Origin of the sequence: Methylobacterium jeotgali, from assembly GCF_022179345.1 — a bacterium.
Classification (GTDB): Bacteria; Pseudomonadota; Alphaproteobacteria; order Rhizobiales; family Beijerinckiaceae; genus Methylobacterium; species Methylobacterium jeotgali.
In genome coordinates this window covers 38,941-64,168 of the sequence record NZ_BPQR01000084.1, presented here as the reverse complement: position 1 = coordinate 64,168, position 25,228 = coordinate 38,941, and the positions used below count along the sequence as shown (strand labels likewise).

At 67.4% G+C, this 25,228-nt stretch carries 40 protein-coding genes; 37 read left to right on the top strand and 3 right to left on the bottom strand.

The genetic code is table 11. The features are described 5' to 3' along the window. Both MFF04_RS20240 and MFF04_RS20235 read right to left on the bottom strand, forming a co-directional pair. Nucleotides 1-420, bottom strand: a complete 420-nt coding sequence (locus tag MFF04_RS20240) for a hypothetical protein (RefSeq protein ID WP_238278564.1) — start codon at nt 418-420, stop codon at nt 1-3. A 1-nt stretch (nt 421) separates the two neighbouring features. Next, nucleotides 422-658: a hypothetical protein gene (locus MFF04_RS20235; RefSeq protein WP_238278562.1), complete on the bottom strand. Its 237-nt coding sequence runs from the start codon at nt 656-658 to the stop codon at nt 422-424. 295 nt (nt 659-953) lie between these two features. Between MFF04_RS20235 and MFF04_RS20230 the strand changes: the two genes are divergently transcribed. Further along, nucleotides 954-1,247 (top strand): hypothetical protein, encoded by a 294-nt coding sequence (locus MFF04_RS20230; RefSeq protein WP_238278560.1) that lies wholly within the window; start codon nt 954-956, stop codon nt 1,245-1,247. Here MFF04_RS20230 and MFF04_RS20225 read toward each other — a convergent pair. Further along, nucleotides 1,234-1,944, bottom strand: a complete 711-nt coding sequence (locus MFF04_RS20225) for a LexA family protein (protein ID WP_238278558.1) — start codon at nt 1,942-1,944, stop codon at nt 1,234-1,236. The two genes, MFF04_RS20230 and MFF04_RS20225, sit on opposite strands and share 14 nt — an antisense overlap. Nucleotides 1,945-2,049: 105 nt before the next feature. Between MFF04_RS20225 and MFF04_RS20220 the strand changes: the two genes are divergently transcribed. From MFF04_RS20220 to MFF04_RS20050, 36 genes are all read left to right on the top strand, one after another. Beyond that, nucleotides 2,050-2,331: a hypothetical protein gene (locus tag MFF04_RS20220; RefSeq protein WP_238278556.1), complete on the top strand. Its 282-nt coding sequence runs from the start codon at nt 2,050-2,052 to the stop codon at nt 2,329-2,331. Next, a complete protein-coding gene (locus tag MFF04_RS20215; protein WP_238278555.1) occupies nt 2,328-2,648 on the top strand; it encodes a hypothetical protein in 321 nt (106 codons plus the stop codon). The genes MFF04_RS20220 and MFF04_RS20215 overlap by 4 nt, the downstream gene beginning before the upstream one ends. A gap of 133 nt (nt 2,649-2,781) precedes the next feature. Beyond that, nucleotides 2,782-3,219: a hypothetical protein gene (locus MFF04_RS20210; protein ID WP_238278553.1), complete on the top strand. Its 438-nt coding sequence runs from the start codon at nt 2,782-2,784 to the stop codon at nt 3,217-3,219. Between the two features lie 235 nt (nt 3,220-3,454). After that, complete coding sequence (locus MFF04_RS20205) at nt 3,455-3,883, top strand: hypothetical protein (protein WP_238278552.1); 429 nt, start codon at nt 3,455-3,457, stop codon at nt 3,881-3,883. Beyond that, nucleotides 3,880-4,047 (top strand): hypothetical protein, encoded by a 168-nt coding sequence (locus MFF04_RS20200; protein WP_283206395.1) that lies wholly within the window; start codon nt 3,880-3,882, stop codon nt 4,045-4,047. Before MFF04_RS20205 ends, MFF04_RS20200 begins: the two co-directional genes overlap by 4 nt. Then, the gene (locus MFF04_RS21975) at nt 4,044-4,337 is read left to right on the top strand and encodes a hypothetical protein (RefSeq protein ID WP_283206394.1); all 294 of its coding nucleotides are present in this window, start codon (nt 4,044-4,046) and stop codon (nt 4,335-4,337) included. Before MFF04_RS20200 ends, MFF04_RS21975 begins: the two co-directional genes overlap by 4 nt. A gap of 48 nt (nt 4,338-4,385) precedes the next feature. Further along, the gene (locus MFF04_RS20195; protein WP_238278550.1) at nt 4,386-4,811 is read left to right on the top strand and encodes a hypothetical protein; all 426 of its coding nucleotides are present in this window, start codon (nt 4,386-4,388) and stop codon (nt 4,809-4,811) included. 3 nt (nt 4,812-4,814) lie between these two features. Continuing rightward, nucleotides 4,815-5,333, top strand: coding sequence for a hypothetical protein (locus MFF04_RS20190; protein ID WP_238278548.1), 519 nt, complete (start codon nt 4,815-4,817; stop codon nt 5,331-5,333). Then, on the top strand, nt 5,330-5,572 hold the full coding sequence (locus MFF04_RS20185; protein WP_238278546.1) for a hypothetical protein: 243 nt from the start codon (nt 5,330-5,332) through the stop codon (nt 5,570-5,572). Before MFF04_RS20190 ends, MFF04_RS20185 begins: the two co-directional genes overlap by 4 nt. 187 nt (nt 5,573-5,759) lie before the next feature. Further along, the gene (locus MFF04_RS20180; RefSeq protein WP_238278544.1) at nt 5,760-6,341 is read left to right on the top strand and encodes an MT-A70 family methyltransferase; all 582 of its coding nucleotides are present in this window, start codon (nt 5,760-5,762) and stop codon (nt 6,339-6,341) included. 5 nt (nt 6,342-6,346) lie between these two features. Then, on the top strand, nt 6,347-6,538 hold the full coding sequence (locus MFF04_RS20175) for a hypothetical protein (protein ID WP_238278542.1): 192 nt from the start codon (nt 6,347-6,349) through the stop codon (nt 6,536-6,538). Then, nucleotides 6,535-7,983, top strand: coding sequence for a replicative DNA helicase (locus MFF04_RS20170; protein ID WP_238278540.1), 1,449 nt, complete (start codon nt 6,535-6,537; stop codon nt 7,981-7,983). Before MFF04_RS20175 ends, MFF04_RS20170 begins: the two co-directional genes overlap by 4 nt. Then, entirely contained in the window at nt 7,980-9,131 is a 1,152-nt protein-coding gene (locus MFF04_RS20165) for a DUF1376 domain-containing protein (RefSeq protein ID WP_238278539.1), read from the top strand. The genes MFF04_RS20170 and MFF04_RS20165 overlap by 4 nt, the downstream gene beginning before the upstream one ends. After that, a complete protein-coding gene (locus MFF04_RS20160) occupies nt 9,131-9,619 on the top strand; it encodes a hypothetical protein (protein ID WP_238278537.1) in 489 nt (162 codons plus the stop codon). Before MFF04_RS20165 ends, MFF04_RS20160 begins: the two co-directional genes overlap by 1 nt. A gap of 85 nt (nt 9,620-9,704) precedes the next feature. Further along, complete coding sequence (nusG, locus tag MFF04_RS20155; RefSeq protein ID WP_238278535.1) at nt 9,705-10,265, top strand: transcription termination/antitermination protein NusG; 561 nt, start codon at nt 9,705-9,707, stop codon at nt 10,263-10,265. A gap of 626 nt (nt 10,266-10,891) precedes the next feature. Next, nucleotides 10,892-11,197 (top strand): hypothetical protein, encoded by a 306-nt coding sequence (locus tag MFF04_RS20150; RefSeq protein WP_238278533.1) that lies wholly within the window; start codon nt 10,892-10,894, stop codon nt 11,195-11,197. Nucleotides 11,198-11,233: 36 nt separating this feature from the next. Further along, nucleotides 11,234-11,995: a hypothetical protein gene (locus MFF04_RS20145; protein ID WP_238278531.1), complete on the top strand. Its 762-nt coding sequence runs from the start codon at nt 11,234-11,236 to the stop codon at nt 11,993-11,995. After that, on the top strand, nt 11,992-12,165 hold the full coding sequence (locus MFF04_RS20140; protein ID WP_164144419.1) for a hypothetical protein: 174 nt from the start codon (nt 11,992-11,994) through the stop codon (nt 12,163-12,165). The genes MFF04_RS20145 and MFF04_RS20140 overlap by 4 nt, the downstream gene beginning before the upstream one ends. Further along, entirely contained in the window at nt 12,165-12,344 is a 180-nt protein-coding gene (locus MFF04_RS20135) for a hypothetical protein (protein WP_238278528.1), read from the top strand. Before MFF04_RS20140 ends, MFF04_RS20135 begins: the two co-directional genes overlap by 1 nt. Further along, on the top strand, nt 12,341-12,628 hold the full coding sequence (locus tag MFF04_RS20130) for a hypothetical protein (RefSeq protein ID WP_238278527.1): 288 nt from the start codon (nt 12,341-12,343) through the stop codon (nt 12,626-12,628). The genes MFF04_RS20135 and MFF04_RS20130 overlap by 4 nt, the downstream gene beginning before the upstream one ends. A 1-nt stretch (nt 12,629) precedes the next feature. Continuing rightward, on the top strand, nt 12,630-13,112 hold the full coding sequence (locus MFF04_RS20125) for a terminase small subunit-like protein (protein ID WP_238278525.1): 483 nt from the start codon (nt 12,630-12,632) through the stop codon (nt 13,110-13,112). Continuing rightward, entirely contained in the window at nt 13,012-14,583 is a 1,572-nt protein-coding gene (terL, locus tag MFF04_RS20120; RefSeq protein WP_238278523.1) for a phage terminase large subunit, read from the top strand. The genes MFF04_RS20125 and terL overlap by 101 nt, the downstream gene beginning before the upstream one ends. After that, a complete protein-coding gene (locus MFF04_RS20115; RefSeq protein ID WP_238278521.1) occupies nt 14,580-16,151 on the top strand; it encodes a DUF1073 domain-containing protein in 1,572 nt (523 codons plus the stop codon). The genes terL and MFF04_RS20115 overlap by 4 nt, the downstream gene beginning before the upstream one ends. Continuing rightward, a complete protein-coding gene (locus tag MFF04_RS20110; RefSeq protein WP_238278519.1) occupies nt 16,148-16,948 on the top strand; it encodes a phage head morphogenesis protein in 801 nt (266 codons plus the stop codon). Before MFF04_RS20115 ends, MFF04_RS20110 begins: the two co-directional genes overlap by 4 nt. Nucleotides 16,949-16,954: 6 nt before the next feature. Beyond that, a complete protein-coding gene (locus MFF04_RS20105; RefSeq protein ID WP_238278517.1) occupies nt 16,955-18,316 on the top strand; it encodes a DUF2213 domain-containing protein in 1,362 nt (453 codons plus the stop codon). Between the two features lie 13 nt (nt 18,317-18,329). Continuing rightward, the gene (locus tag MFF04_RS20100; RefSeq protein ID WP_238278515.1) at nt 18,330-18,827 is read left to right on the top strand and encodes a structural cement protein Gp24; all 498 of its coding nucleotides are present in this window, start codon (nt 18,330-18,332) and stop codon (nt 18,825-18,827) included. A gap of 21 nt (nt 18,828-18,848) precedes the next feature. Next, a complete protein-coding gene (locus MFF04_RS20095) occupies nt 18,849-19,889 on the top strand; it encodes a major capsid family protein (protein ID WP_238278513.1) in 1,041 nt (346 codons plus the stop codon). Between the two features lie 3 nt (nt 19,890-19,892). Then, nucleotides 19,893-20,324 (top strand): hypothetical protein, encoded by a 432-nt coding sequence (locus MFF04_RS20090; protein ID WP_238278511.1) that lies wholly within the window; start codon nt 19,893-19,895, stop codon nt 20,322-20,324. 2 nt (nt 20,325-20,326) lie between these two features. Continuing rightward, nucleotides 20,327-20,806 carry a prolipoprotein diacylglyceryl transferase gene (locus tag MFF04_RS20085; RefSeq protein ID WP_238278509.1) on the top strand — a complete coding sequence of 160 codons (480 nt, stop codon included), beginning with the start codon at nt 20,327-20,329 and terminating at the stop codon, nt 20,804-20,806. Between the two features lie 13 nt (nt 20,807-20,819). Beyond that, nucleotides 20,820-21,251, top strand: coding sequence for a DUF4054 domain-containing protein (locus MFF04_RS20080; protein ID WP_238278507.1), 432 nt, complete (start codon nt 20,820-20,822; stop codon nt 21,249-21,251). Beyond that, nucleotides 21,251-21,748 (top strand): hypothetical protein, encoded by a 498-nt coding sequence (locus tag MFF04_RS20075; protein WP_238278506.1) that lies wholly within the window; start codon nt 21,251-21,253, stop codon nt 21,746-21,748. The genes MFF04_RS20080 and MFF04_RS20075 overlap by 1 nt, the downstream gene beginning before the upstream one ends. 77 nt (nt 21,749-21,825) lie before the next feature. Then, the gene (locus tag MFF04_RS20070) at nt 21,826-22,239 is read left to right on the top strand and encodes a hypothetical protein (protein ID WP_238278504.1); all 414 of its coding nucleotides are present in this window, start codon (nt 21,826-21,828) and stop codon (nt 22,237-22,239) included. Next, nucleotides 22,223-22,843, top strand: coding sequence for a phage neck terminator protein (locus MFF04_RS20065; protein ID WP_238278502.1), 621 nt, complete (start codon nt 22,223-22,225; stop codon nt 22,841-22,843). Before MFF04_RS20070 ends, MFF04_RS20065 begins: the two co-directional genes overlap by 17 nt. A gap of 2 nt (nt 22,844-22,845) precedes the next feature. Beyond that, nucleotides 22,846-24,342, top strand: coding sequence for a DUF3383 domain-containing protein (locus MFF04_RS20060; protein WP_238278500.1), 1,497 nt, complete (start codon nt 22,846-22,848; stop codon nt 24,340-24,342). Nucleotides 24,343-24,357: 15 nt separating this feature from the next. Beyond that, nucleotides 24,358-24,810: a tail tube family protein gene (locus MFF04_RS20055; protein ID WP_238278498.1), complete on the top strand. Its 453-nt coding sequence runs from the start codon at nt 24,358-24,360 to the stop codon at nt 24,808-24,810. Nucleotides 24,811-24,817: 7 nt separating this feature from the next. Next, nucleotides 24,818-25,222: a phage tail assembly chaperone gene (locus MFF04_RS20050; protein ID WP_238278496.1), complete on the top strand. Its 405-nt coding sequence runs from the start codon at nt 24,818-24,820 to the stop codon at nt 25,220-25,222. Nucleotides 25,223-25,228: the final 6 nt, after the last annotated feature.

Sequence of the window (25,228 nt, the reverse complement as noted above, 5' to 3'; positions counted from 1 at the left end):
TCAGGCAGCCTTCAGCGGGAGGGGAAGCGTGTCGGAGATCGCCGCCCCGCGCTCTTGGGCGGCCTCGATCAGGGCGCGCTCGGCGGCGACCCCGGTCGGGTAGGAGGCGACGAAGACCGGCTCGAGCCAGCGATGGCCGGACCATTCCCGCTCGACGTGCTCGTAGACGGACCACGCGCCGGTCCCGTCGAGCAGCGCGCGCTCCGAAGCGACGCGGGCGCGGACATTCTCGAGGAACAGGCGGACCCTGCTCAGGCGGTCCGCCGGCAGCGGCCGGGCGAGACGCCGGTAGTCCGGATCGACCCGGCGGAAGCGCTCGTGAGCGCGGTCGAGGCGGGCCTGCTGGAGCGCGGCCCGGAAGTTCAGGCGACCGTCCGTGTGGAATGGCGTGTCGCTCGGGAGGGGGGTCGGGGCGGCCATGTCAGGCGGCCGACCGGTTGAGCCGGCGGACGACCGCGCGGCTATCGAGGTAGGCGACCTCTGGGTGCCGCCGCTTGCCGGTCGGCTCACCGCGCAGAGCATCGGTGAACCGGGGGCCCTGCACGGCGGACACTTCGACGCCGAGCTTGATGGCAGCCTCGGCCTTGGTTCGAGCGTAAGCCGTGCTCTTGGCCGACCGGAACAGCTTCAGCGGGCCGTATACTGGGGCCTGGGACATCGGTCGCTCCACCGCCTCGGGGTGAGGCGATGGAGGCAAGATAGTGGGGGATATTGCCCCCGTCAATCCTTTATGGGGGCTTTTGCCCCCGTTCTCTCATTCTGGCGGTCTACGCACCGTGAGATGCTGACCCGGCGTAAGGTAAATCAACAGCCTGTATACACCGACAAAACCTTGTATTTGTTGATAAATTCGGACTTCCGCACAGCCGGTGAAAAATTTTCAGGGCGCGTATTGTCGCCGATTGACTCTACCATGGATTGAGAACGAAGTAAGAACATCTGAGGAGATGCCCATGTCACTGCTGACCGTCGAGCGTTCCACCCTCTCGGCCGATTCGATGCCGCTGGCGCAAGAGCGTGCCTTTTCAGTGCGGCTTCGCTGTCGCTGTTGCGACCGTGAGCGGTCCCAGGTCGTCCGCATGGTCGACGAACCAGACGACCCCGCGACGATGCACGACTTCTACGAGTCGGGAGCCGTCAAGGAGATAGACCCGGATTGCATGTATTGCGGGGAGACTGGGGCGACGATCCTATCGGTCCGCTACATGCTTCAGCCCGGCGAAGGGCGATCGACTACCAACGAATGACTTGATAGTCGAACACAAAACGCACCAAACCGAGGATGGTCACCTGCTTTCCATCCTCGGGATTGAAGTCTCTTGGCACGATGATCGGCGCATGCTTGGGGTTCGACGACATAGGAGCGAAAATGGCCCTATCGCCGTCGAGGCTGAATTTCTTGACCGATCGCTCGCGCAGTCTGCCGTCGTCCAAGGTCTGCTGGATGACGAGGATCATTCCATCGGCGGGCTCAAGGCCGAGATCAGACCACGCGCAGCAGATAACGAAGTCGCCATCACGAATGGGTCGTGGCTCAGCCTTGTCCATGGAGTCGCCCTCGACGCGGAAGGCGAGTTGAGCGGCGAAGGGGTAGTCGGGATCGCGCGGGGCGGAAATCATCTCACCCGGGGTATCGTCAAATACCGATGCCGCAAGGAACATCCCCGCACTAACAGAACCATCGACTCGCGCGAGGCCAAAGTTCCGGCTGGCGTCGGCTAAGCCGCCGGACGAGGTGGGTCGAAGCGTCTTCGGTCCGGCTTCGTATGCAAGCCATGCGGCGGTCGTGTTTAGCCCTTTGGCCAGCTTCTCAACCGTTTCCATGCTGGGCGAGTCATTCGGCCGACGCATGAGATCCTTGATCGCCGTCGCCCCCATACCGCCGTCAATCGACGCCGCCCGCATGGACTTCTGAAGGTCGGCAAGCCGCTCCTGAATACGCACGCGAATGTCTCTTGCCATGCGGGGGAAAATACCCCCGGCCTTCCGTGGCACCGAGGGGGAAGTAGGCCTTGACGAATGGGGGAGATAGCCCCCATTAATGTGGCCATGCTGACGGTCGACCATCTCCTGCGGGTCATCGACGCCTTCCGCGCGAAGCGCGAGGTGTCCGACGCGCGTGTCTCTGCCTTCCTCTTCAACGACGGAAAGCGTGTCCGCCTTCTGCGCGAGGGTGGCGACGTCGGATCCCGTCACCTCGCGAGCGCGCTCCGCTGGCTCTCCGACAACTGGCCCGAGGGCGCCGAGTGGCCGGAGGGGATCGACCGCCCCGAATGCGCATCCATCCGGTCGGCGTCCGGTGAGGCGGTCTCGTTGGGAGTCTCGGCATGACCCGCGCCGTCCTCCCGAACCGGCGCTCGCACGAGGCCTTCGACTTCGAGCATCGCGGTTCCCGCTGGACGGCCGGCATCGGTCGCTATCCAGACGGTAGCCTCGCCGAGGTCTTTCTCGATTGCTCGAAGGCGTCGTCCGATGTGGCCGACGATGGCCACGACACCGGGATCGCGCTCTCCTTCGCCCTTCAGCATGGGGCGCCGATCCAGGCGTTAGCGAAGTCCGTCGCCCGCGAGCCGGACGGATCGCCCATCGGCATCACCGGCCGGTTCATCGACGCCTTCGCCGCGTACGAGGCGGGAGGCCGGCCATGACCCGCTTCCGCTGCATCACGGCGTCCGACCGCCTCTGCCTTTTGGCCATGCTGGTGAGCATCGCCGTAGTCATGTGGGCCTGCTCGAGCACCAGTAGCGAGCCCTTCGACGCCCCGATTGCGTGGGGGCGGCCGTGACGAGGGTCAGCGACGAGTATGATGCGACGATCGTCAGCCTCCTGGCCGAGGGCTTGACCGCAGGCGAAGTCGCACGCCGCATCCTCGTCGGCCGTCACTGGGTCTGCCTCCGCGCAAATGTTCTCGGTCTCGAAGCTATCTGGCGCGCCAATGGGCTGGCCGAACCAAAGCGTAGACGCCGGCAGAGGGCGCGCTCGCGTGATGAGATCGTAGCGGCGGTCAACGAGATCGTTGGCACGCGCAGCGACAACAGCGCATCGATCCTCGCTCGGACCGTCCGTGCTCAGGCGGCCGCCGGTGTCGCCTACAGCGACAACGGCATCGCCTGCCTGCACGACCACGGGCTGAGCCTCGACGATATCGAGTCCGCGCTCGGCGTGCCGCCGAGCATCGCGGCCCGCGCCATCCGCCAGTACTCGGAGGCGCGCCCGTGATCGGCTCATTGCCCCCACTGCGCCTTCCCGCCGTGCAGGCGGATCAGTCGCGCCAGCTTCCTGCGCGCGAGACGGCTGAGGCCGCTCGCCCGCTCCTCTTTTTCAGCCCGGCAGCGAGTCGGTTTACCTCGCTGACCCGACTGCCGGGGCGTCTCGCCTCGGCTCTTTTCTTCCGTCGCGTCCACCCCCGCCGGCAAGCTGTCGGTGGTCGCGTCGTTCACCTCGGAGTCGCGGCATGACCTCATCCGCGATGCCCTCCTCTGCAAATCGCTCCTCGATGTTCACAGCATCGAGGAGCGACATGCGAAAGTCTGGGGAAGTCCTGCGACAGCTTGGGGTGATCGAACCCCAAACTTTCGCAGAGCGGATCGGCGAGTTCCTGCGCGGAATCCATCCGGCGAAGACCGCCGCCAACGTCGAGGCCGATACCGGGATCTCGGCCAAGACGGTCTCGAAGTGGCTGGAACGCGCGTCCTCGCCGTCCGGCACCGCCTACCACCGGCTCATCGAAGCCTACGGGCCCGAACTGTTCGTCTTCGTCTCGCCCGACGCTTCGCCTGCATCGCTGCAAGAGGCTGCGCGCGTCTGCCAGCAGGCGCGTCTTGAGCGTCAGGCTGCGGCACTCAGTCAGCAGCTCAAGGTTCTTCGGGAGGGGCGGCCATGATGCGGGTGCGTCTTGCTCGAGGCGCGGCCACGGCCCTGCGCGGCCTGTCCATCGGCCTGCTCTGGATCGGCAGCCTGTCGGTCCCGGTGCTCACCGCCTCGCGGTGGCTCGACGAGCGGGCCCGCGCCCTAGACCCCGAGCTCGAAGACTGGGGGCACCGATGAGCGGACGCGTCGAGCTTCGAGTGGACGGCCTCACGATCTTCGACGCCGAGGGCGTTCAGGTCGCCGTCATGATCCTGACCCGGATCGGGAAGGGCGCCGCCTTCAAGGTGGAGCGGGCCGGCGTGCCGGAACTCGACGTCGATCTTGATGACGTCGCGCTAGGCCACCTCTGCCGCCTGACGCAGGAGGCGCACGTCGCGGCCTGCGTCGAGATCGCCTCCGAGCCCGTCGAGCCTCGCGTGCCACGCCGCGAGCCGCAGCTTCCGGCTGTCCACTCTTCCTGGCCCTGAGCGGCCCGCCCACGCGGGGCGATCCCGCGCGACAGACGAGGAGCCGACATGGCTGAGAAGCTGAAGGACGCCAAGGCGAAGAAGCAGGCGGGCGTGCACCCCGAGGTTCTGAAGAGCCTCATCGCCAGGTGCGATGGCATGAAAGCCGACATGGATGAGGCCCGCGGCGAGCTCGGCGCTGCGGTCAAGGATGCCGAGGAGACCCACGGCATCAACCGCAAGGCGTTCAAGCTCGTGCTGTCGCTGAAGCGCATGGAGCAGGACAAGCGAGACGACTTCCTGCGGTCACTCGACGACTACCGCGAGAAGCTCGACCTCAACCCGCAGGCCGACCTGTTCGCTGATGACGAGGGTGACGAGGCCAAGCGGCGCGCCGGGCAGACTGCGAAGGCCCAGGCCGACGACGAAGCGGCCGATCGCAACAGCAAGGCGCTTCGCGGCGGCATCAAGCAGCTCGACCCGGCGGTGCACTGAGCCATGGCGCTGCCGAAGATCCTCGCGCTTGATCTGGCAACCCGGTTGGGATGGGCCTGTGGCTCGCCCGATGGGGAGCCGAGCTACGGCACCAAGGTGCTGCCCGCCACGGGCGAGGACATCGGCCGCTTCGCCCAGGCCTACAACGAGTGGCTTCTCGACATGATCACGCTGGAGAGCCCGGCGCTGATCGTGTTCGAGGCGCCGATCCTGGCGGGCAAGACCACGCCCGCCACCGCCCGTAAGCTGATGGGGCTTGCGTGGCACACCGAGTTCTGCTGCCGGCTGCGCGACATCCGCTGCGCCGAGCACCACCTGCAGAGCGTCAAGAAGTTCTTCGCTGGACACGGCAACGCCGACAAGGCCGCGATGATCGCCGCGGCTCAGCGCCAGGGCTGGTCGCCCCGCGACGACAACGCGGCCGATGCCCTTGGACTGTGGGCGGCTACGGTACACGAACGAGCCCCCCGCTATGCTGAGCGCTTCAAGCTCGGCGTCCTCGGCACACCGAGGGCGGCATGACACATCCGTCGATCTTTGAGCGGCATCCGGCCTTCCGCGCCGCCCGTGGGCCCGAGCGTCAGCGCCAGGGCCTGAACGACATCCGCGCCGTCCTCCCTCCCGCCGAGACGAAGGCCGCTGCCGTCGTGTTCGCCGCCCTGCAGGACGAGCGGCTGATCCCGCACGCAATGCGGGTGCTCGACGAGATGCCGCTCGACACCCAGCAACTGGTCTTCACTCGCTCGCAGGCATTCCGGTGACGTGGGTGCTCCTCGAAGACGGCGCGGTCATCGCCACCGGTACCTACGCCCAGATGCTCGACAGGGCCGAGGCCTGGGCTGCCTGCGAGCGTCGGTGGCATCCGGACGGGACCGAGCTCGCACCGCGGCTCGCGCGAGGCTTCTCGCTTCTGCCCGAGCGAATGATCGCAGATCGGCGGAGGGCGGCATGACATGGCCCTTCGCACCGCTGCCGCCGCTCGGCTTCGACATCATCATGGCCGACCCGCCGTGGTCTTTCGCCCTGCGGTCGGCGCGCGGCGAGCGGAAGAGCCCGCAGGCGCAGTACGCCTGCATGTCGCTCGACGCGATCAAGGCGATGCCCGTCGCGCAGCTCGCCCGCGGCGACGCCTTCCTCTGGCTCTGGGCCACGAACCCCATGCTGCCGCAGGCGCTCGAGGTCATGGCGGCCTGGGGCTTCACCTTCACGACCGCCGGCGCTTGGGTGAAGACCACCTCGGGCGGCAAGCTCGCCTTCGGCACCGGCTACGTCCTGCGCTCGGCCTCCGAGCCCTTCCTGATCGGCAAGTTCGGACGGCCCCGGGCGGGGCGCGCCGTGCGCACCGTGATCATGGCCCCGACCCGTGAGCATTCGCGCAAGCCCGACGCCGCCTACGCCGCCGCCGAGGCGCTGGCGCCTGACGCGCTGCGCCGCGCCGACCTGTTCTCGCGCGAGAGCCGGCCGGGATGGATGTCCTGGGGTCACGAGGCCGGTCGCTTCGACGCCTCACCCCTCCAGGCCGCGGAGTGACCGCCGTGGCCGTAGTCGACCTTCAGCAAGCGCGCGACGCCCGAGCCGGCGCCTCCTTCGAGGCCTATGCCGCCGCGCTGAAGCAGGCGCAGGCCTCGGGCAACATCGTCGACATGGCCGCGGCCGTGCGCGCCTTCGACGACTTCATGCGCCGCGCCGGCCTGTCGGAGAAGCACCGCCGGGAGATGCTCGGATGAGCAGCGCCGTCGTCCCCTTCCGCCAGCAGGCCCAGCCCGATGCTGAAGCGCCGCCGCACAACATCGAGGTCGAGCAGTCGCTTCTCGGTGCTCTCATGCAGCGTAACGCCGGCATGGCCGAGATCGCGGCTTCGGTGAAGGCCGAGCACTTCTTCTTCGGTGAGCATCAGGAGATCTTCGCGACGATCGCGAGCCTGATCGCCCAGGGCGTCGACGCCGTGCCGATGACGGTCAAGGGCTACCTGCCGAAGCCGGAGATCATGGGCGTGTCGGCGATGCAGTACCTCGCCCAGATCTTCAACACCGCCACCACCGTCCAGGCCACGGGCTACGCCAAGATCGTGCGCGACTTCGCGATGAAGCGCGAGCTCGTCGTGATCGGCGAGGACCTCGTGCAGCGGGCCCGCCACGGCGGCATCGAGACTGCCAGCGGTTCGCTCATTGAGGACGTGATGGCCGACCTGCTCGTCACGCGCGCCAAAGCGCCGGACGACAAGCGAACCAGCCTCTCGGCCGCGACCGGCGGACGGTGGCTGCTCGACCGCATCAAGGGCATCAAGGCCGGCACCGTCGGTAGCACCGCCATCTCATCGGGGATTCCCGATCTCGACCGTGTGACGCAAGGCGGCTTTCAGCGAGGCCAGTTGTGGCTGCTCGGCGCCAGACCGGGGATGGGCAAGACGGTCGCGATGACGTCGATGTCGCGCCGCTCGGCCCGGAACGATGGCGTGCTCGTCTTCCAGCTTGAGGTGACCAAGGACCAGCAGTGGGCCCGCTACCTCGCGGATCTCAGCTACCTGCACAATCGCCCTCTCTCCTACGGCCAGATCATGGCCGGCCACACGGATGATGAGGACGACTGGCGCCTTGCGGACGCCGAGCAGCGCCTCTCGAAGCTGCATCTGCAGGTCGACTGCCGCTCGGGCGCCTCGGTCGCCGAGATCCTGTTCGCCGTCCGGGCCGAGAAGAAGCGACTCGCGGAATCCAACGTGAAGCTCGGGGTCGTGTTCATCGACCACCTCAAGTTCATGAAGGTCTCGGACCGCTACAGTGGCAACCGCAACCTAGAGATCGGCGAGATCACCGGCACGCTCAAGCAACTGGCCAAGGATGAGGACATCTGCGTCGTGCTGCTCGTCCAGCTCTCGCGCCAGACCGAGGCGCAGGGGCGGCAGGACAAGAGACCCGTGCTCCCGGATCTCCGCGACTCCGGTGAGCTTGAGCAGGACGCAGACACCGTCCTCTTCCTCTACCGCGAGGCCTACTACCTCGAGCAGAAGATCAAGGCCGGTGGCGACGACGAGCTCGCTACCCGCCTGCTCGATACCAAGCACTCCCTTGAGATCATCCTCGGGAAGAACCGGGCCGGGCCCTGCACCACGCTGAACCTGTGGTGCGACGTGGCCGCCTCATCCATCGCTCAGCACGCCAGGGGGCCCGTATGACCGCCCAATCCGATCTGCCGGCGCCGCTGGTGCCGCACGACATCGATGTCGACGGGATCAACGGCTTCCTGCTCCACACCGACCGCCTGTTCCACTCCGAGCTCTGGGCACTCTCGACAGGCGAGGAGTTCAAGGCTGCGGTCGCGCTCTGGGGGCACGCCTGGAAGCAGAAGCCCGCCGGCTCGCTGCCCAACAACGACCGCCTCCTCGCGGCGTTCTCCGGCGCCGCCGGGCGCTGGAAGAAGGTCAAGGCAATGGCCCTGCGGGGCTTCGTTCTGTGCTCGGATGGGAGGTACTATCATCAGGTCCTGTGCGAGGATGTGCTTCGAGCCGCGAAGGCGAAGGATCAGCGCAAGGACAGGACTGCCGCGGCGACGCGCGCCCGACATGCTCGGGACGAGGGCGGCACGACCCCGCCGTCTGGCGGCAAAAAGGCGAGCAAAATCAACGAAACGGGCGTCCGTAACGAGGAACGTCACGAGGCACGTAACGTCCAACGTGATGAGAGCCGTAACGGTGTCCGTCACGAAGATCGTAACGTCTCCGTCACGGCCGACACACGCAGACCGTTACGTTCACCAATAGAAGTAGAAGGGGAAAGGAAGAAGAAAGAGAATATACCGGCAGCAGCCTGTGAACCTGTACCTCGCGAACCGCAGACAGCCGCGGCCGAGCCGCCGCCTGCCTGGAACTCGAGGGCGAACTTCGACCGGGTCGAGGCCCGGTGCCGGCGCGAGTTGCCACGGGACTGGGTGAACGACTTCGTGGTCGGTCCCATGGTGAAGCTCGAGCACGACGGCCTCGACCTCGAGGCCGAGATCGTCCCGGCCATCCTCGACCTCGTCGCCAGCCGGCGCGTCCCGATCCGGACATGGGGCACGTTGGCCAACGCCGTCGCCGAGCGGGTCCGGATCCAGCGCGAATCCCGGACCTCTCAGGGCCTGCCCGCCAAGGCCGCCGCGCCGACGCTGGAAGCCGAAATGGTCGACATGGCACCGCATGGCCGCTGGGCCGAGGAGACGATCCGCAAGATGGTCGCCCGCCACCGCGCCAACCCGTCGGACTGGATCGAGGCCGTGTTCGGTCCGCCGCCCGGCCAGCCGAGCTGCAAGGTCCCGTCCCGGCTGCTGATCGGTGAGGCGGCGTGATGGCCCGCCGCGCCACCGCCCCCTCGTCGATCGCCCGGCTGTTCGAGCGCCAGCGCGCTAAGGCCGTCGCGGCGCTACGTCTCGCCATGCCTCCCCCCGCTGCTGGGGAGGGTGGTGCCGAGCGCGTGCCGCCGGCGACGGGCGACGAAGCTGAAAGTCGGCCAGCTCGCCCGCCCGCTAAGCAGCAGAACATGCAGAGAAAACCGGAGGCAGTCGACGAGTCTTCCGCCCGCGGGGCCAAACTAGTCCACCTGCCGGCCGATGGCGATTGGCCGCTGCCCGCTTTACGCCAGGGCCAGTGCCGCTTCGCCTGCACCCCGCACAACGCCCCGTCGGACGCGCACCGCTTCTGCGGCCGCCCCACCCGCATCAGCCGCTCGAACCTGCACGGCTCCTGGTGCGACGAGCACCTGCCCCTCGTCTGGGGCGAGGGCTCCATCGGCGAGCGCAACGCGGATCGCCTGACCCGCCGCGTCAGAGAGGCCTGAGCCCATGAGCCGGACCCGAGGGAAGCGCCAGCACATCCGCTTCGGCGAACGCCGCATCATCGACCCGGATCGCGCCTGGTTCGTCGTGGCGACCTGGGACATCGCCGCCCCGACCTACGAGGCGCTGGGCGAGGCAGACCGCCATGCCGAGAAGGCGCTTCGCGAGGACGGGCTCGATGTCTGGATGCCTGTCTACGAGTCGACCATCATTCGGCGCGGCCGCAAGGTCGACTGCGTGCTTCACCTGTTCCCGGGCTACCTGTTCGTTGGGACTTCGACCGAAGCCGGAAACCCCGATTCGATTTCCGGCCAGCCCGCACCGAAGCCCGACGAGGCCGACCTGCGCCTCATGCGTCGGTGCCAGCACGTCGCCGCCATCCTCGGCATCGACGGGCCGCTGCGCATCCCGCATGGTGTCATGCAGGCCATCGCCGATGCGTTCTCGGGCAACGTCAAGTCCGAGCGGATGCAGGCGGCCTCGCTCTACCGGGTCGGGGAGACGATGCGTGTCGCCGACGGCCCCTTCGCCTCGTTCTACGCGATGGTCACAGAGCTTCTGAAGACCGGCCACATCCAGGCTGACGTCGATATCTTCGGTCGGCCAACGCCTGTGCGCTTTGAGCCGCATCAGTTGGAGCGCGCTTGATGTCAAGACTGGGACGCATTCCGTGCATCGTGCCCTATTGTAAGTGCACCGCACGAGCCGATCGGTTTCCGCCCTGCACGGAGATCATCTGTGCGAAACACTGACGCTCGGTCTCAGCTTCAACGAAGGCTCGTTACCGACAGGTCAAACGTCGTCAGAAAGTTATCTGGCGGATCCTCTTCGGCCCAGCCATACCTCCACCGGGACGGGGACAAGTATACATCACGGCTGTGCAGCAAGTCGCGGATACGTGGGATCGTTGCAAGTCCGAGGCGATTGAGATCGCTATGGGCATCACCGCTTGACTCTGCTGATCCGTTCTGAATCTATGGCACCCAGGACGACCGGATGTGTGTGCTGCGCTCCTTCGAGGGTGCGCCCTGCCGATCCTGGCGACGGGGAGAACCGATCGCCTCTTTGATCGGATTCCGTCCAGACCTGACGACCCTCAGATTTTCGAGATCGATGCGGCGGCGTGGAAGGACACGCAGCAATCGCCAGCGGGATATTCACGGGGCTAGGTAGTGCTTCCCGCAATCCTAGGTGCGCCCGAAAAGGCCTGAGCCAGTACATGCCCCTAGCCGGTATCAAGCCCGGCCCGCATCGACGATCCCCTGCGAGGCGCCATGACCTCCGACAACCCAGACCTCGCGACGTACGATCTCGTTTACAAGGCTTGGCGAGCACGTGAGGCCGATCTGCATGGCCGAGCTTGGGACCGCTACGAAGCTCAGAGCGCTCGTATCGCTGAGATCGGCGAAGAGGCGTATCTGGCGGAGGCGCGTGCGAAAGCGGGTAGCGAAGGCTTTGTTGGGATCTTTGGTCATCCGGGACATCGGGGCGTGCCAGATGATCTTGAGTACCGGCTGCGTCAGACAGCCGAATTGTTACCCTATCTGCTGAAAGAGCTTGGCGTGCAGGACCCTCGATAGGCGGGGCGCCATGCTCGCCCTCGACAGGATCGCTCCATGAAACTCGGGAAGAAGCCGGCTCGCCCCGGCGCGATCCAGCTCGCCTTCGCCAAGTACGCCAAGGCGAAGAAGCTCCCGATGCCGGCCGACCCGGACAATTTCGGGCACGAGGCTCTCGAAACCGCGCCCTGGGGCATGCTCGGCAACGCGGACTACGGCGATTGTGTCTGGGCAGGCGCGGCCCACGAGACCATGCTTGCCAACGTCATGGGCGGTCGGGTTGTCTCCTTCACCGACCAGTGCGTGCTCTCGGACTACTCCGCGGTCACGGGCTTCGATCCGTCCCGGCCCGACGCCGACCAGGGCACCGACATGCAGGTCGCGGCCTCCTACCGCCGCAAGACCGGCGTGGTCGACGCCAACGGCGTCCGCCACCAGGTCATCGCCTACCTCGCCCTCGACCCGAAGAAGCCGCAGCAGATCGTCCAGGCGCTCTACCTGTTCGGCTTCGTCGGCCTCGGCCTCCGCTTCCCCACGAGCGCCATGCGCCAGTTCGACGAGGGCAAGGCCTGGGATGTCGTCCGTGGCGCCCGCATCTATGGCGGGCACTACGTGCCCCTGATGGCCGTGCGCGAGGGCAATCCGGTCTGCGTGACCTGGGGCAAGCTTCAGGCGATGACCCCGGCCTTCCTGCGCAAGTACGCAGACGAGGCCGTGGCCTACGTCACCGCCGAGTCCCTGACGAACGGCCGCAGCCTCGAAGGCTTCGACCTCAACACCCTAGTCTCGGACCTGAAGCAGGTCACGAAGGCGGCGTGAGCGTCATGACCGCTTCCGGCGTCTGGCACAGCACCGTTTACGAGCTTCGACGGCTCATCGTCGTTCTGGCCTTGCGCGTCATCATCGCAGTGGTTCCGCGGGAAGACCGCCGGACGATCCAGGCGGTCGGCGTGATGCTCGAGGCCTTCAAGGCCGACCACCGCTCGTGATGCCCTACGACAGTGAAGACCAGCCAGATCTAGTGCTGGAGCGAGCATCGCTAAATGAAATGCGCTGTCTCGCTCGCGAACTCTCAGAGCGCGGGTTACACGACCAAGTCTATGAATTGGTGACCGAAATTTTCATGATTGCATTCGAGCGCGGCGAATACGACTGGACGAAAAGATGACCCAAGCCCTGCACACGACCTTCGACAGCCTTCTCGCCGGCCTCGACCGCTCGCGCGATGACGTGCTGGCGAAGCTCGACGCCCTCGTGTCGGCGCACGACCATCGCGGTAAGGCCGCGTTCGATGGTCGAGAGGCGGAGCTTCGCGCGTCCGTCTCCAACCTGCTCGCGAGCCTCGATCCGCTGAAGCACGTGGCCGTCGCCATCGCGGGGCTGCCGGCTGTTCCCGTTCAGACCGAGGTGCCCGTCGCTCCGAAGTCGGTGAAGGCCCGCACGGGCGAGTAGCGTGGCGAAGTCGACATACACCCAAGAGATCGCCGACACGATCTGCGAGCGCATTGCCGGGGGAGAGACCTTGCGCGGGATCTGCCGCGACGAGGGCATGCCGGACAAGGTCACAGTCTTACGCTGGCTCCGCCTGCACGAAGATTTTCGCACCCACTACACGCGCGCGCGCGAGGATCAAGCAGACAGCTGGGCGGATGAAATCGTCGAAATCGCCGACGAAAGACATCCCGAAGATGCCGCGCGCGCTCGGCTGATGATCGATGCCAGGAAATGGCTGATGGGCAAGTCGGATCCGAAAAAGTACAGCGACAAGATTGCCCATCAACATACAGGCCCCAACGGGGGGCCGATCCAGGTCGTTGACCTGAGCAAGTTGTCCGATGATCAACTCGCCGCTCTCGAACCTGTCCTCGCTGCAATTGCCGGATCCGACGGGGCTTCTGGCCCAGGTGAGGGCGGAGAGGCGGAAGAGAGCGAGTGACGCCGAGGCCCGTCGCGTCGCGCACGATGCCGAGCGAATTCGAGCCCGGTGTCAGCGCCTTTCGGGGTTTGTTCGGGAAGCGTGGCACGTCCTGGAGCCCAACGCGGTGCTCGTATGGAACTGGCATCTCGATGCCGTCTGCGAGCACCTCGAGGCCATCACCGATGGGCGCCTGAACCGCGTCCTCATCAACGTTCCGCCGGGCTCATCGAAGTCGCTGATCGTCAGCGTGTTGTGGCAGGCTTGGGAATGGGGTCCGCTCGGCCTCCACTCGCTCCGCTATCTCACGACCGCCTTCAACGACGGCCCAGTCAAGCGCGACACTCGGAAGTGCCGCGATCTCATGCTGTCGGACTGGTATCGGGCGCTTTGGCCGGAGGTCGCCTTGACCCGCGCCGGCGAAACGTCCTTTGCGAACAGTGGCACGGGCACCCGTGAGGGCGTGGCCTTCGGCTCCCTGACATCTCAGCGCGGCGATCGCCTGATCATCGACGATCCGCACTCGACGGAAACTGCGGAGAGCCCTGCCGAGCGAGCGACGACGACGCGCCGATTTCGAGAGGGCGCGACGAACCGGCTGAATGATCAGGAGCGATCCGCGATCGTCGTCGTGATGCAGCGGCTGCACGAGGAAGACGTGTCGGGCACCATCCTGAAGCTCGGGATGGAGTATGTGCATCTTTGCTTGCCGATGGAGTTCGAGGCCGAGCGACGGTGCCGGACCCGCATCGGCTTCTCGGACCCCCGCAGCCAGGACGGAGAGCTTCTGGACCCCGTGCGCTTTCCGCGCGAGACGGTCGAGAAGCTGAAACGCGACATGGGCTCCTACGCCTATGCGGGGCAGTATCAACAGCGGCCGGCTCCGAGAGAGGGCGGCCTGTTCAAGCCTCACTGGTTCAGCAAGGTTCGAGCGGCCCCGGCCGGGTGCATCTGGGTTCGCGCCTGGGACCTGGCGGCTTCCGAGCAGCGGCCCGGCACGGAGCCTGCCTACACGGCCGGCCTGAAGATGGGCCGCGCTACGGACGGAACGCTCTACATCGCGGACGTGCGCCGCGACCGGCTCTCGCCCGGCGGCGTCGAGCGCCTGATCCTCAACACAGCCCAGCAGGATGGCCGAGCCTGCCGGGTTTCGCTCCCCCAGGATCCCGGACAGGCCGGCAAGAGCCAAGCCCAGTACCTCGTGCGCCAGCTCGCCGGGTTCACGGCTCGTGCGACGCCCGAGAGTGGCGACAAGGTCACCCGGGCGGAGCCGGTATCGGCGCAGGCCGAGGCGGGCAACATCTTCCTCGTCGGCGACGGGGCTTGGCAGGACGCCTTCCTCGAAGAGGTGTCGAACTTCCCGAACGGCACGTTCAAGGATCAGGTCGACGCCATGTCACGAGCCTTCGACGAGCTGGCGAACGCGCGACGCCCTCTTGCCATCAACGACGCCGTTCTCCAGCGCGCGGCGATGGGCGGTCGGCGGCGGTGAGGCTCTTCGACTGGTTTCGCGGCGGTCGCAGGCCATCCCCTGCGGCCGAGCCCGTCGGCAAGACCGCGTCGCTGCCGGGCCTCAAGGTGCCGCTGGCCGCGGTCGCCCGCTCGCGGGTTCCCAAGGCGGCGCCGGTCAATCCATTCCTGCCGGCCAGGCATCCTGCAGGCGTCGCCCCGGCCGGCGCATCCCTGGCCATGGACGAGCAGGTCGTGGATAGCCTGGGCTGGACGAACGGAGCCTATCCCAACGGGCAGGTCGGCGAGGGCCTGTACTTCCTCGGCTACCCCTATCTCGCGGAGCTCGCCCAGCGTCCCGAGTACCGCAAGATCTCCGAGATCATCGCCACCGAGATGGTGCGGAAGTGGATTCGGGTCACGGCCTCGGGCGAGGAGGACAAGTCGGAACGCATCTCGGCGATCAACGCTGCCCTCGACCGCTTCGGCGTGCGGGATGCGTTTCGTGAGATCGCGGAACAGGACGGGTTCTTCGGGCGTGCTCACCTCTACGTCGACCTCGAAGGCGGCGATGAGCCGATCGAGGCGCAGACGTCCATCGGTGCCGGCCGCGACAGTGCGAGCGCGGCGAAGGTCGGAAAGGGCAAGCTGAAGGGCTTCAAGACCGTTGAGGCGGTCTGGTGCTACCCCTCGGGCTACAACACGACGAACCCTCTCGCGGCGGACTGGTACAAGCCCGCGCTCTGGTACGTGCAGGGAAGGCCGGTCCATGCGACCCGGCTGCTGACCTTCGTCGGTCGCGAGGTGCCGGACCTGTTGAAGCCGGCCTACTCCTTCGGCGGCCTCTCGATGTCGCAGATGGCCAAGCCCTACGTCGACAACTGGTTGCGAACCCGGGCGAGCGTCGCGGACCTGATCTCGTCCTTCTCGACCTCCGGTGTGAAGATCGACATGGCGGCGATGCTGACGGGCGGCGGTGACGATAGCGGCGACGCCTTCTTCCGTCGGATCGACCTGTTCACGAACCTCCGGGACAACCGGAACACGATGGTGCTGAACAAGGCCGTCGGCACGGAGGCGGCGGAGGAGTTCTTCAACGTCTCGACGCCGCTCGGCACGCTCGACACGCTTCAGGCTCAGACGCAGGAGCACATGGCGGCCGTCTCTGGCGTGCCGCTTATCAAGCTTCTCGGCATCTCGCCGGCCGGGCTGAACGCGTCCTCCGAGGGCGAGATCAGGACGTTCTACGACTCGATCCACTCGTTCCAGGAGCGGTTCTACGGGCCGCACCTCCGCACCGTGATCGACATCGTCCAGCTGAACGAGTTCGGCGACGTCGACCCCGACATCGGCTACGAGTTCGAGCCGCTCTGGTCGATGGACGCGAAGGAGGCCGCCGAGGTGCGCGACCTCGAGGCGCGCACGGCCCAGACCTACATCGACAGCGGCGTGCTGCTGCCGGAAGACGAGCGCAAGCGCATCGCGACGGCCAAGGACACGCCCTATCAGGGGCTCGACCTCAGCATCGATGTCGGGCCGCCGGGCCTCTCGACGGAAATGCCCGAGCCGCCGGAGCCCGGAGAGCGGCCGAGTCTCGAGGCGGCGGAGTGAACTATCACGCCCGCCTCGACGCCGCATTCGACGAGGCCAGCACGTTTACGGGCGGCGGCCGGCGCAAAGGCCCTTCCCCCCGATCGATCTTCCGGCGCGCCAAGCGCCTTGAGCAGCAGTACGCACGGCGGCTGCGGAAGATCGCCCGACACGTCGGGGACATCGTCCGCGAGTTCGACCTGACCGATGTGCTCGGTGCGTTGGGACCGATACAGACGGCGCTGCGACGCTACGCCGAGATCCTCGACCCATGGGCCCGCGCGGTCGGCGCCCGCATGGTCGCGGAGGTCGCAGCGCACGACACGACGTCCTGGCGGAAGCTCTCCGCCGAGATGGGCCGCAACCTGAGGCAGGAGATTGAGACCGCGCCGACCGGGGATGCGCTGCGCGCCTCCCTCGAGCGGCAGGTCACGCTGATCAAGTCGCTCCCCCTGGAGGCCGCCGAGCGCGTTCAACGCCTCGTGACCGAGGGCATCTCCGAGGGGCGCCGGGCGGCCGAGATCGCGACCGACATCATGGAGACCGGCAACGTCTCGCGTAGCCGGGCCATGCTGATCGCGCGCACCGAGGTCAGCCGGACGGCGACCGAACTGACCAAGGCTCGGGCCGAGCACGTCGGCTCGACGCACTTCATCTGGCGCACGGCCGGCGACACCGATGTCCGCGCCACCCACCGAAAGCTCAACGGCAAGACCTTCCGCTGGGACGATCCGCCCGAATGCGACCCCGGCCACCGGGCGCTGCCTGGCGGGATCTGGAACTGTCGGTGCTACCCCGAGGTGGTGGTGCCGGACTGAGGCGCCATGCCCGAGACGAACGCCACTGCGACCATCGCCTTCGACTACGCCTCGGCGCGGGCCTTCGATGCCGACGGGCACCTCCACGTCCGCCAGACCCGCATCTCCAAGGCGATGGTCTGCCCCTACGTGGGCCGCGAGATTCCCGACGCCGATCGCCTCGGCCTTGACGCCGACGAGATCTACTACCTGCTCCGCGATCCCGAGGAGCTTGCGAAGGCCGCCGCCAGCTTCAACGGCAAGCCCCTCCTGTTCAATCACAAGCCGGTCAGCGCCGAGGACCACGACCACGCGGGCACGGTCGGCGCGCTGTCGAACGCGACATGGAACGCCCCCTACCTCGAAGCCGACCTGTCGTGCTGGTCCGGGCCGGCCATCCGCACGATCGAGGACGGCTCCCAGAAGCAACTGTCGAGCGCCTACCGCTACCGCGCCGACATGACGCCCGGCACCTACGAGGGTGTCCGGTTCGACGGCGTGATGCGGGACATCGTGGGCAACCACGTCGCCCTCGTCCGCGAAGGCCGCGCCGGACCCGATGTCGTGGTCGGCGACTCACTGGAGAACTTCATCATGGCCAAGTCTGCCCTGACGCGGGCCGGTGCGACCACGCAGGGCGCGCTCGCCATCTACCTTCGTCCCAAGCTCGCCGAGGACGCCAAGATCGATCTCACCGGCGTCGTCGCCGGCCTCACCGCGCAGAACTTCAAGGCGCGCCAGGGCAAGCTGCTCCACGACCTCAAGAAGGTCACGACCGGCAAGCTCGCGCAGGATGCCAGCCTCGAGGATGTCGGCGAGGTGGTCGAGGCGCTGGCGGCCATCCTGCCGGAGGAGGTGCCGGAGGTCGTTGAGGAGCTGGGCGGCACCGACGAGCCCGACGAGCCCGAGGGCGCCCGTGACGCCACCGAGGAGGAGGTGATGGCCTTCCTTTCCGGCAAGCTCAGCGAGGAGGATATGGCGAAGATCAAGGCGATGCTCGCCGGTGAGACGCCGCCGCCGCCTGCGATGGATACGAGCAAGTTCGTCACCCGTCAGGCCATGGACTCCGCCATTCGTGTGGCGGCCAAGGAGGCGACCGAGGCCGCCAATCGCGCCCAGCAGCAGATCCGCGACGCCGAGCGCGCGGTCCGCCCCTACGTCGGCGATCTCGCCATGGCGCACGACAGCGCCGATGCCGTCTACCGCACCGCGCTGACGTCCCTCGGCGTCGACGTCGCGGACGTTCACCCGTCCGCCTTCCCGACCATCCTCTCGATGCAGCCGAAGGTCGGCGACGCCCCGCGTCGTCCGGCCACCCCGATCGCGCAGGATGCCAAGCAGGCCGAGGACTACGCGGCCCGCTTCCCCCACGCCAACCGGCTGAAGTGAGAGAGGGCGAGCCATGCCTTTCCAGACCCAGGTCTACACCACGCAGGCGCCCGCCGTTGCCGGCGACTTCGCCTCCGCCAATCCGCGCCACTCGGCGCTCTCCGTCCCGGGCGGCTTCGTCGCTGCGGCCGCCGGCCTCACGGTCGGTCTCTTCGCCTGGGCGGATTCGTCCACGGGCACGATCCTCGCCAACACGGGCACCGGCGCGCCGACCTGCTTCGTGCACCGCGAGCTCAACGCCGACTTCTACGTGCAGAGCGCCGAGTACGGGATGACCATTCCCGGCGGGAAGTACGTCGGCGAGATGTTCAGCGGCGGCGACTTCTTCGCCAAGAACGCCGGAGCGGGCGCCGTGACGAAGGGCATGAAGGCCTTCGCCAACAACACCAACGGCTCGGTCTCGTTCGCCGCGGCCGGCGCCACCGTCTCCGGCAGCACAGAGACCAAGTGGTACGCCCATACGGCCGGCGCCGCGGGCGAGCTCATCAAGATCTCCAACACCGTTCCGTAACCCGGGCAGCAGGAGCCTATCATGACTTTCCAGGCCGACCGCGCCCGGCTCGAGACCGAGTGGGGCATCCACATGATGGCGCAGGACTGGCTCCCCAGCCAGTTCCGCCACAACTTCGAGCTCGCGATGGATGCCCAGCCGACGCTGGTCACGGCGCCCAACGCCGGCATCCCCTCGTTCCTGACGCAGTACGTCGACCCCGAGGTCGTGCGCATCCTGCAGTCGCCGAACGAGGGCGCCAACATCCTCGGCGAGCGCAAGCAGGGCGACTGGACGACCCAGACCACGTTCTTCTCGGTGATCGAGAACACGGGCGAGGTGTCGTCCTACGGCGATTGGAACGCGAACGGCGTCTCCAACGTCAACGCCGCCTGGCCGCAGCGCCAGTCGTACCTCTTCCAGACCATCATCGAGTACGGCGACCTGCAGATCGAGCGGGCCGGCCTCGCGCGCCTCAACTGGGTCGCGGAGCTTCAGACCTCGGCGGCGTCGACGCTCGACAAGTTCCAGGACTACACCTACCACTTCGGCGTGGCGGGCCTGCAGAACTACGGCCTGCTCAACGATCCGTCGCTCTCGGCCGCGCTCACCCCGAGCACCAAGGCCGCCGGCGGCGTGAAGTGGGTCAACAACGGCGCCGTCGTCGCGACCGCGAACGAGGTCTACGCCGACTTCCAGGCGCTGTTCTCCAAGATCGTCGCGCAGACGGCCGGCCGCGTGAAGATGAGCGACCCGCTCATCCTGGCTCTCTCTCCGAGTGCGCAGATGGGCCTCACCGCCGTCAACTCGTTCGGCGTCGGCGTCGCGGACCTCATCAAGAAGAACTTCCCGAACCTCGAGGTCGAGACCTCCTACCGCTACTCCACGGTGGCGGGCGAGGTCGTGCAGCTCTGGGCGAGGTCGTTCGACGGCAAGGACGTGGGGTACTGCGCCTTCAACGAGAAGCTGCGCGACCATGGCATCGTGCGCAACCTCTCCGCCTACGCGCAGAAGAAGACGGCGGGCAGCTGGGGAGCGATCATCCGCTACCCGCTCGCCTGCGCCCAGATGGTGGGGGTCTGAGCGATGCCCGGCACCGTCACCGTCGCATGCAAGCTCCCGCACGGCCTCGTCCTGCAGGAGCAGACCATGGTGAAGCGGTCCGAGCCCGTCATGGGCGGCGGCTACCGCGAGTACGAGATCGCCGTGCGCACCGGCAGGGCGATCACCGTTGCCGGCAGCGCGCGGCCGGTGAACCCGTCCGAGGAGGTCGAGTTCGCCCCGCACGCCGGCGGCTACGGCCTGACGCCCGGCGTCGACCGCGACTTCTTTGATCGATGGCTCGCGCAGAACCGCGAGCTCGATGCGGTCAAGAAGGGCTTCATCTTCGCCGCGTCGAGCGACGACCGGGCCCGGGGCATGGCCCGTGAGGGCAAGGCAGGCCTCTGCGGGATGGAGCCGGTCAATCCGCGCGACCTTCCCACCGAGTTCCGATCCATCAAGACGGCGGAGAAGTAGCCATGGCCGAGCGCAAGATGATCAAGATCGCGAGCCGCCTGCCGATGGCCGTCTCGCTCATCGGGCCGCCGGCCGATCCGGAGCGCCCCGGCGTCGGCCCCGCGCCGGTCGCCTTCACCGTGCCGGGCGCGGGCCATCCAGGTCAGGATACCGTGGCCAGCGTCGACGCGGAAGCCTTCGCGGCCTGGAAGAAAGGCAACCCGGACCACGACTGGCTCGCCAATGGCCTCGTCCGCGAGGTCGACGACGATTACGAGCCCGGGGAGATCGAGTTCGGCCACGAGCCGGCGCTGGAGCGCCTGACGAAGGACCGCGCCAACAACAAGCTCGCGGGCGAGGGCAGCGGCGAGACCGAGGAGGCGCCGCTCAGCTCCGACGCCATGGCCGCCAACAGCGACGAGCCGAATGACGACAGCCCGCGCTCGCAGGTCGGCGACAACCCTTCCGCGCCGCGTCGCCCTGGCCGTCCCGCACGGGTCTGAGGAGTTAAGGGCCGTGGCGATCACCAGAGCGGATCTCGTCGCGGCCTTTCCGGAGTTCGGCAACGAGACGGTCTATCCGCAGACCCAGATCGACTTCTGGCTTCAGCAGGCGACGAAGCTCTACAGTGAGACGCGTCTCGGCGCGTCTTACACTCTCGCTGTCCTGCTCTTCGTCGCGCACAACATCGTCCTGTCGGCGCGCGCGGCCAATGCCGGCGTCGGCGGGGCGGCCGGGCTATCCCTGGCGCCGGTAACGTCGAAATCGGTCGGGGGCGTCTCCAAGAGCATGGACGTCTCGCTGACGGCCTATGCCGGCGCCGGGCCCTACAATGCGACGCCATACGGACAGCGCCTCTACGGCTTGCTCCGGTCCATGGCGACGGGGCCGCGCTACAGCGTCCATCCGGCGGTGCTCGCCGTGCGCTTCGGACGACGGTTCGTCTGATGCCCCTCGTCGTCAAGAAGGATCGCACCGAGGCCGTCCTGTCCGCAGTCGCCGATCTCGTGAAGACCAAGCTCCTTGTCGGCATCCCTGCAGAGACCGCCGACCGTGCGGCCGAGGCCGGCGAGCCGCAGCCACCGAACAACGCGACCATCGGATACGCGATGGAGTTCGGCCTGCCCGAGCGCAACATCCCGGCGCGGCCGCACCTTCTGCCGGGGGTGCAGGCGGTCCTGCCTCAGGCCGTTTCGCGGCTCAGGACCGCGGGCACGGCGGCGATCGACGGGGACAGCGGCGCGGTCACCAAGGCCTATCACACGGTCGGCCTCCTCGCGCAGAACGCGATCCGCGCCAAGATCACCGAAGGTCCCTTCGTACCGCTCTCGCCCCGCACCCTGGCGCGGCGCAGGGCTCGCGGCCGCAAGGGCGAGAAGCCGCTGACCGACACTGGGGCGCTGCGGGCCGCCTACACCTACGTGATCCGCGGGAAGGGGCGCTAGGATGGATCCTTTGCTCGTCGGCATACTCGGCTTTGCGGTTCTGTTTTTGGTGGCCTCCTTCTTGGCGGTGCACTGACTTGCTGCCCGGCCTCGACGTCACCGACGTCCTCGACGACCCGGACTTCCAGGACACGAGCCTGCGGGTGTTCTGTACGGCTCTGGACCCTCGTGCCGACGGGACCGTCACCGCGGTCGGCGGCTGGCAGGACTTCACCGGCGTCGTGAGCCCGGACGGTGGCCGAGACCTCGTGCAACTCGGCGAGGGCGACGCGCTCGACGGCGCGATCACGATCTACACCCGCTTTCCGCTCAGCACCGGCGGCCTCGAACGGGCCGCCGACCGCATCCAGTGGGGCAACGGCGGGCCCGGCACCTACACGGTCGTGAACGCCCAGCCCTGGCAGTTCGGGGACGGGTACGTGAAGGCGCTCTGCAAGCTCGCCGATAACAACCCCTCGGAGACCGAGCCTCCGGATGGCTACCTCGGCTAACACCTCTGCGACCGGCGGTTACCTCGCGCCCACATCGCCGGCGCCGGCCACCGACCTCGACCTCGATCAGGTGCTACAGGCTCTCGTCGTGGGCCTGACGGGCCTGCCCGGCGATTGGGTCCGGGCGCGCTGGCAGCCGAACGACGATCTCGGCGAGGAGCGGCCGCGCATCCCGTCGATCGGCACCACCTGGTGCGCCGTCGGCGTCACCGACACGATGCGGGACGATCAGCCCGCACAGATCCACCGCAGCGCCGGCGACGGCAGCACAATCCTCATCGCCCATGAGACCGTCACTGCCCTGGCGAGCTTCTACGGCCCGAAGGGCGACGGCTACGCGAGCCTGATGCGCGACGGCCTCTCCATCGCCCAGAACCGCGAGGATCTGACCCGGATGGGCATGGCCCTCTACGACGTCGATCCAGTCCGGCGCGTGCCTTCCATCATGAACACCCGCACGCGCCGCCGCGCCGATCTCATCTTCCGTCTGCGCCGTCGGGTCGAGCGCATCTACCCGATCCTGAACGTCCTCAAGGGTGTCGGCACCGTCCACGCGGACAGCGGGACGATCATCGAGACGCCGGTCGAGGCTCCGGAGACCTGAACATGGCAACTGGGCTCAACGTCTCCGACTTCGTCCGGGTCGACGTCTCCATCAATCCGACCGCCGCGCCGACCCGCAACTTCGGCGCTAGCCTCGTCGTCGGCCCCTCGAACGTCATCGACGTCGGCGAGCGCCTGCGCCCCTTCACGGGCCTCGATCAGGTCGCGCAGACCTTCGGGACGAGCGCGCCTGAGTACCAGTCCGCCAACCTCTACTTCGCGCAGGAGCCGCAGCCAGCGCTGCTCTACATCGGCCGCTGGGCTCAGACCGCGGCGCCCGGCGTCCTGCACGGCGCCTCCCTCAGCACGAGCCAACAGCTTCTCTCGAACTTCACCGGCGTCACGGCCGGGGCGCTCCGCCTCACCATCGACGGCACCCAGCGCGACATCACCGGCATCAACCTGTCGACGGCGCTCAACCTCAACGCCGTCGCCAACCTCGTGCAGACGGCCATCGCCGCCGTCGCCTCGGGCGTCACCGTGACCTGGGATGCGGTGCTCAAGCGCTTCAACGTGCAGAGCGGGATGACCGGCGCCGGCTCGTCCGTCAGCTACGCGGGCACGCCGCCGTCGGGCACGAACCTCGGGCCGATCATGCATCTGACCTCGGTCGACGCTTCGACGCCGGTCGTCGGCGTGGCGGCCGAGTCGCTCGTGTCCTGTATCGCCACCTTCGCGGACATCTCGAACGACTGGTACTCGATCCAGGTCGCCACCGGCACGCCGCCGGCCGACGCCGACGTCATCGCGGCAGCCGTCCTCGTCGAGGGCCTGAACAAGAGCCACACGTTCGGCATCACGACCACGAACGCCAACGTCCTCGACATCACGAACACGACCGAGCTCGCGAGCCAGCTGAAGGCGCTCGGCCTGTCGAAGACCTTCGTCCAGTTCTCCCGGAACTCGCCCTACGCGGCGACCTCGCTGTTCGGCCGGGCCGCGACCGTGGACTTCCAGGGGTCGAACACCACGATCACGCTTGCCTACAAGCAGGAGCCCGGCGTCGTCGCGGAAAGCCTGAGCGAGTCGCAGTTCCAGGCCCTGCTCGCCAAGAACGTCAACGTGTTCACGCAGGTCGAGAACGGCACCGCGGTGCTCTTCCCGGGCAAGATGATCAACGGCGACTATTTCGACGAGCGCCACGGCCTCGACTGGTTCCAGAACGAGCTTCAGACGGCTTGGTACAATCTGCTTTACCAGACCCCGACGAAGGTGCCGCAGACCGACGCCGGCATGGACCTGCTCAAGGCGGTCGCCAAGAAGGTCTGCGCCCGAGCCGTCGACAACGGCCTCATCGCGCCCGGTCTCTGGACCGGCCCCGGCTTCGGCTCGCTGAAGACGGGCGATACCCTCAGCGCCGGCTACTACATCTACGCGCCGCTCGTGCAGTCGCAGAGCGACGCCGACCGCGCCGCGCGCAAGTCCGTCTCCTTCCAGATCGCGCTGAAGATGGCGGGTGCGGTGCACTTCGTCGCCTCGGCCGTGCTCGCCAACCGCTGAACGGAGTAACGCGCCGTGGGCACTACCTACAGCTTTCTCGACGTCACGTGCTCGATCACGGGCCCGGGCGGAAGCCTGATCCTCTCCGAGGGCGGCGTCGCCGACGAGGGCATCACCGTCGAGATGACGGACGACAAGACCAGCATGGTCACCGGCGCCACCCGCGGCGGGATGCACTCGCTGCACGCCGCGAACGCCGGGCGTGTCGTCATCCGGCTCCTCAAGAACTCCCCACTCAACGCCGCGCTGATGGCGATGTACCGCTTCCAGTCGACGTCGAGCGCCTACACCGGCCAGAACACCATCTCGGTGTCGAATCCGGCCTGGGGCGACGAGCACTCGGCGCAGGATTGCGCCTTCGTCCGGCTCCCACCGAACACCAACGCCAAGGACGGCGGCACGATGGAGTGGGCCTTCAACGCTCTCGACATCGACAGCGTCCTCGGCGACGGCTCCCTGAACCTCTGAGGCGGCCATGGCTGAGTTCGAGGTCGATGGGCAGACCTATCGTTCGGGGCGCATGAACGCCCGCACCCAGTTCCACGTCCTGCGCCGGATGGCGCCGATCCTCGGACCGCTCCAAAGCCTCGCCGCGAATCAGGGCGGGGCTAATGCGCTGCCGGTCTTCGCCGATGCGATCGGCGGCCTTTCAGACGAGGCGACCGACTACATCCTCGACCATTGCCTTGCGGTCGTCGAGCGGAAGCAGGGTGAGGCCTGGGCCAGGATCAAGCCGCCGAATGTCGGCGCGCTGATGTTCCAGGACATCGACCTGATGGCGATGCTCCAGATTGCGGCCCACGTGCTGCGGGACAATTATAGCGAGCTTTTTCAAAGGGGCCTCGCCGGCTTGAGCGGCGGGGCCACAGCCTCGACGTAGAGCTTG

Coding starts and splice junctions, on each gene's coding strand:
- MFF04_RS20195 (WP_238278550.1), top strand. CDS start 4,386: ATGGCTGAGAAGCTGAAGGACGCCAAGGCGAAGAAGCAGGCGGGCGTG.
- terL (WP_238278523.1), top strand. CDS start 13,012: ATGATCAACTCGCCGCTCTCGAACCTGTCCTCGCTGCAATTGCCGGAT.
- MFF04_RS20100 (WP_238278515.1), top strand. CDS start 18,330: ATGCCTTTCCAGACCCAGGTCTACACCACGCAGGCGCCCGCCGTTGCC.
- MFF04_RS20145 (WP_238278531.1), top strand. CDS start 11,234: ATGAAACTCGGGAAGAAGCCGGCTCGCCCCGGCGCGATCCAGCTCGCC.
- MFF04_RS20185 (WP_238278546.1), top strand. CDS start 5,330: ATGACACATCCGTCGATCTTTGAGCGGCATCCGGCCTTCCGCGCCGCC.
- MFF04_RS20085 (WP_238278509.1), top strand. CDS start 20,327: ATGGCCGAGCGCAAGATGATCAAGATCGCGAGCCGCCTGCCGATGGCC.
- MFF04_RS20065 (WP_238278502.1), top strand. CDS start 22,223: ATGGCTACCTCGGCTAACACCTCTGCGACCGGCGGTTACCTCGCGCCC.
- MFF04_RS20095 (WP_238278513.1), top strand. CDS start 18,849: ATGACTTTCCAGGCCGACCGCGCCCGGCTCGAGACCGAGTGGGGCATC.
- MFF04_RS20215 (WP_238278555.1), top strand. CDS start 2,328: ATGACCCGCGCCGTCCTCCCGAACCGGCGCTCGCACGAGGCCTTCGAC.
- MFF04_RS20165 (WP_238278539.1), top strand. CDS start 7,980: ATGACCGCCCAATCCGATCTGCCGGCGCCGCTGGTGCCGCACGACATC.
- MFF04_RS20240 (WP_238278564.1), bottom strand. CDS start 420: ATGGCCGCCCCGACCCCCCTCCCGAGCGACACGCCATTCCACACGGAC.
- MFF04_RS20190 (WP_238278548.1), top strand. CDS start 4,815: ATGGCGCTGCCGAAGATCCTCGCGCTTGATCTGGCAACCCGGTTGGGA.
- MFF04_RS21975 (WP_283206394.1), top strand. CDS start 4,044: ATGAGCGGACGCGTCGAGCTTCGAGTGGACGGCCTCACGATCTTCGAC.
- MFF04_RS20230 (WP_238278560.1), top strand. CDS start 954: ATGTCACTGCTGACCGTCGAGCGTTCCACCCTCTCGGCCGATTCGATG.
- MFF04_RS20135 (WP_238278528.1), top strand. CDS start 12,165: ATGCCCTACGACAGTGAAGACCAGCCAGATCTAGTGCTGGAGCGAGCA.
- MFF04_RS20060 (WP_238278500.1), top strand. CDS start 22,846: ATGGCAACTGGGCTCAACGTCTCCGACTTCGTCCGGGTCGACGTCTCC.
- MFF04_RS20090 (WP_238278511.1), top strand. CDS start 19,893: ATGCCCGGCACCGTCACCGTCGCATGCAAGCTCCCGCACGGCCTCGTC.
- MFF04_RS20180 (WP_238278544.1), top strand. CDS start 5,760: ATGACATGGCCCTTCGCACCGCTGCCGCCGCTCGGCTTCGACATCATC.
- MFF04_RS20205 (WP_238278552.1), top strand. CDS start 3,455: ATGACCTCATCCGCGATGCCCTCCTCTGCAAATCGCTCCTCGATGTTC.
- MFF04_RS20220 (WP_238278556.1), top strand. CDS start 2,050: ATGCTGACGGTCGACCATCTCCTGCGGGTCATCGACGCCTTCCGCGCG.
- MFF04_RS20235 (WP_238278562.1), bottom strand. CDS start 658: ATGTCCCAGGCCCCAGTATACGGCCCGCTGAAGCTGTTCCGGTCGGCC.
- MFF04_RS20075 (WP_238278506.1), top strand. CDS start 21,251: ATGCCCCTCGTCGTCAAGAAGGATCGCACCGAGGCCGTCCTGTCCGCA.
- MFF04_RS20200 (WP_283206395.1), top strand. CDS start 3,880: ATGATGCGGGTGCGTCTTGCTCGAGGCGCGGCCACGGCCCTGCGCGGC.
- MFF04_RS20160 (WP_238278537.1), top strand. CDS start 9,131: ATGGCCCGCCGCGCCACCGCCCCCTCGTCGATCGCCCGGCTGTTCGAG.
- MFF04_RS20050 (WP_238278496.1), top strand. CDS start 24,818: ATGGCTGAGTTCGAGGTCGATGGGCAGACCTATCGTTCGGGGCGCATG.
- MFF04_RS20150 (WP_238278533.1), top strand. CDS start 10,892: ATGACCTCCGACAACCCAGACCTCGCGACGTACGATCTCGTTTACAAG.
- MFF04_RS20130 (WP_238278527.1), top strand. CDS start 12,341: ATGACCCAAGCCCTGCACACGACCTTCGACAGCCTTCTCGCCGGCCTC.
- MFF04_RS20170 (WP_238278540.1), top strand. CDS start 6,535: ATGAGCAGCGCCGTCGTCCCCTTCCGCCAGCAGGCCCAGCCCGATGCT.
- MFF04_RS20105 (WP_238278517.1), top strand. CDS start 16,955: ATGCCCGAGACGAACGCCACTGCGACCATCGCCTTCGACTACGCCTCG.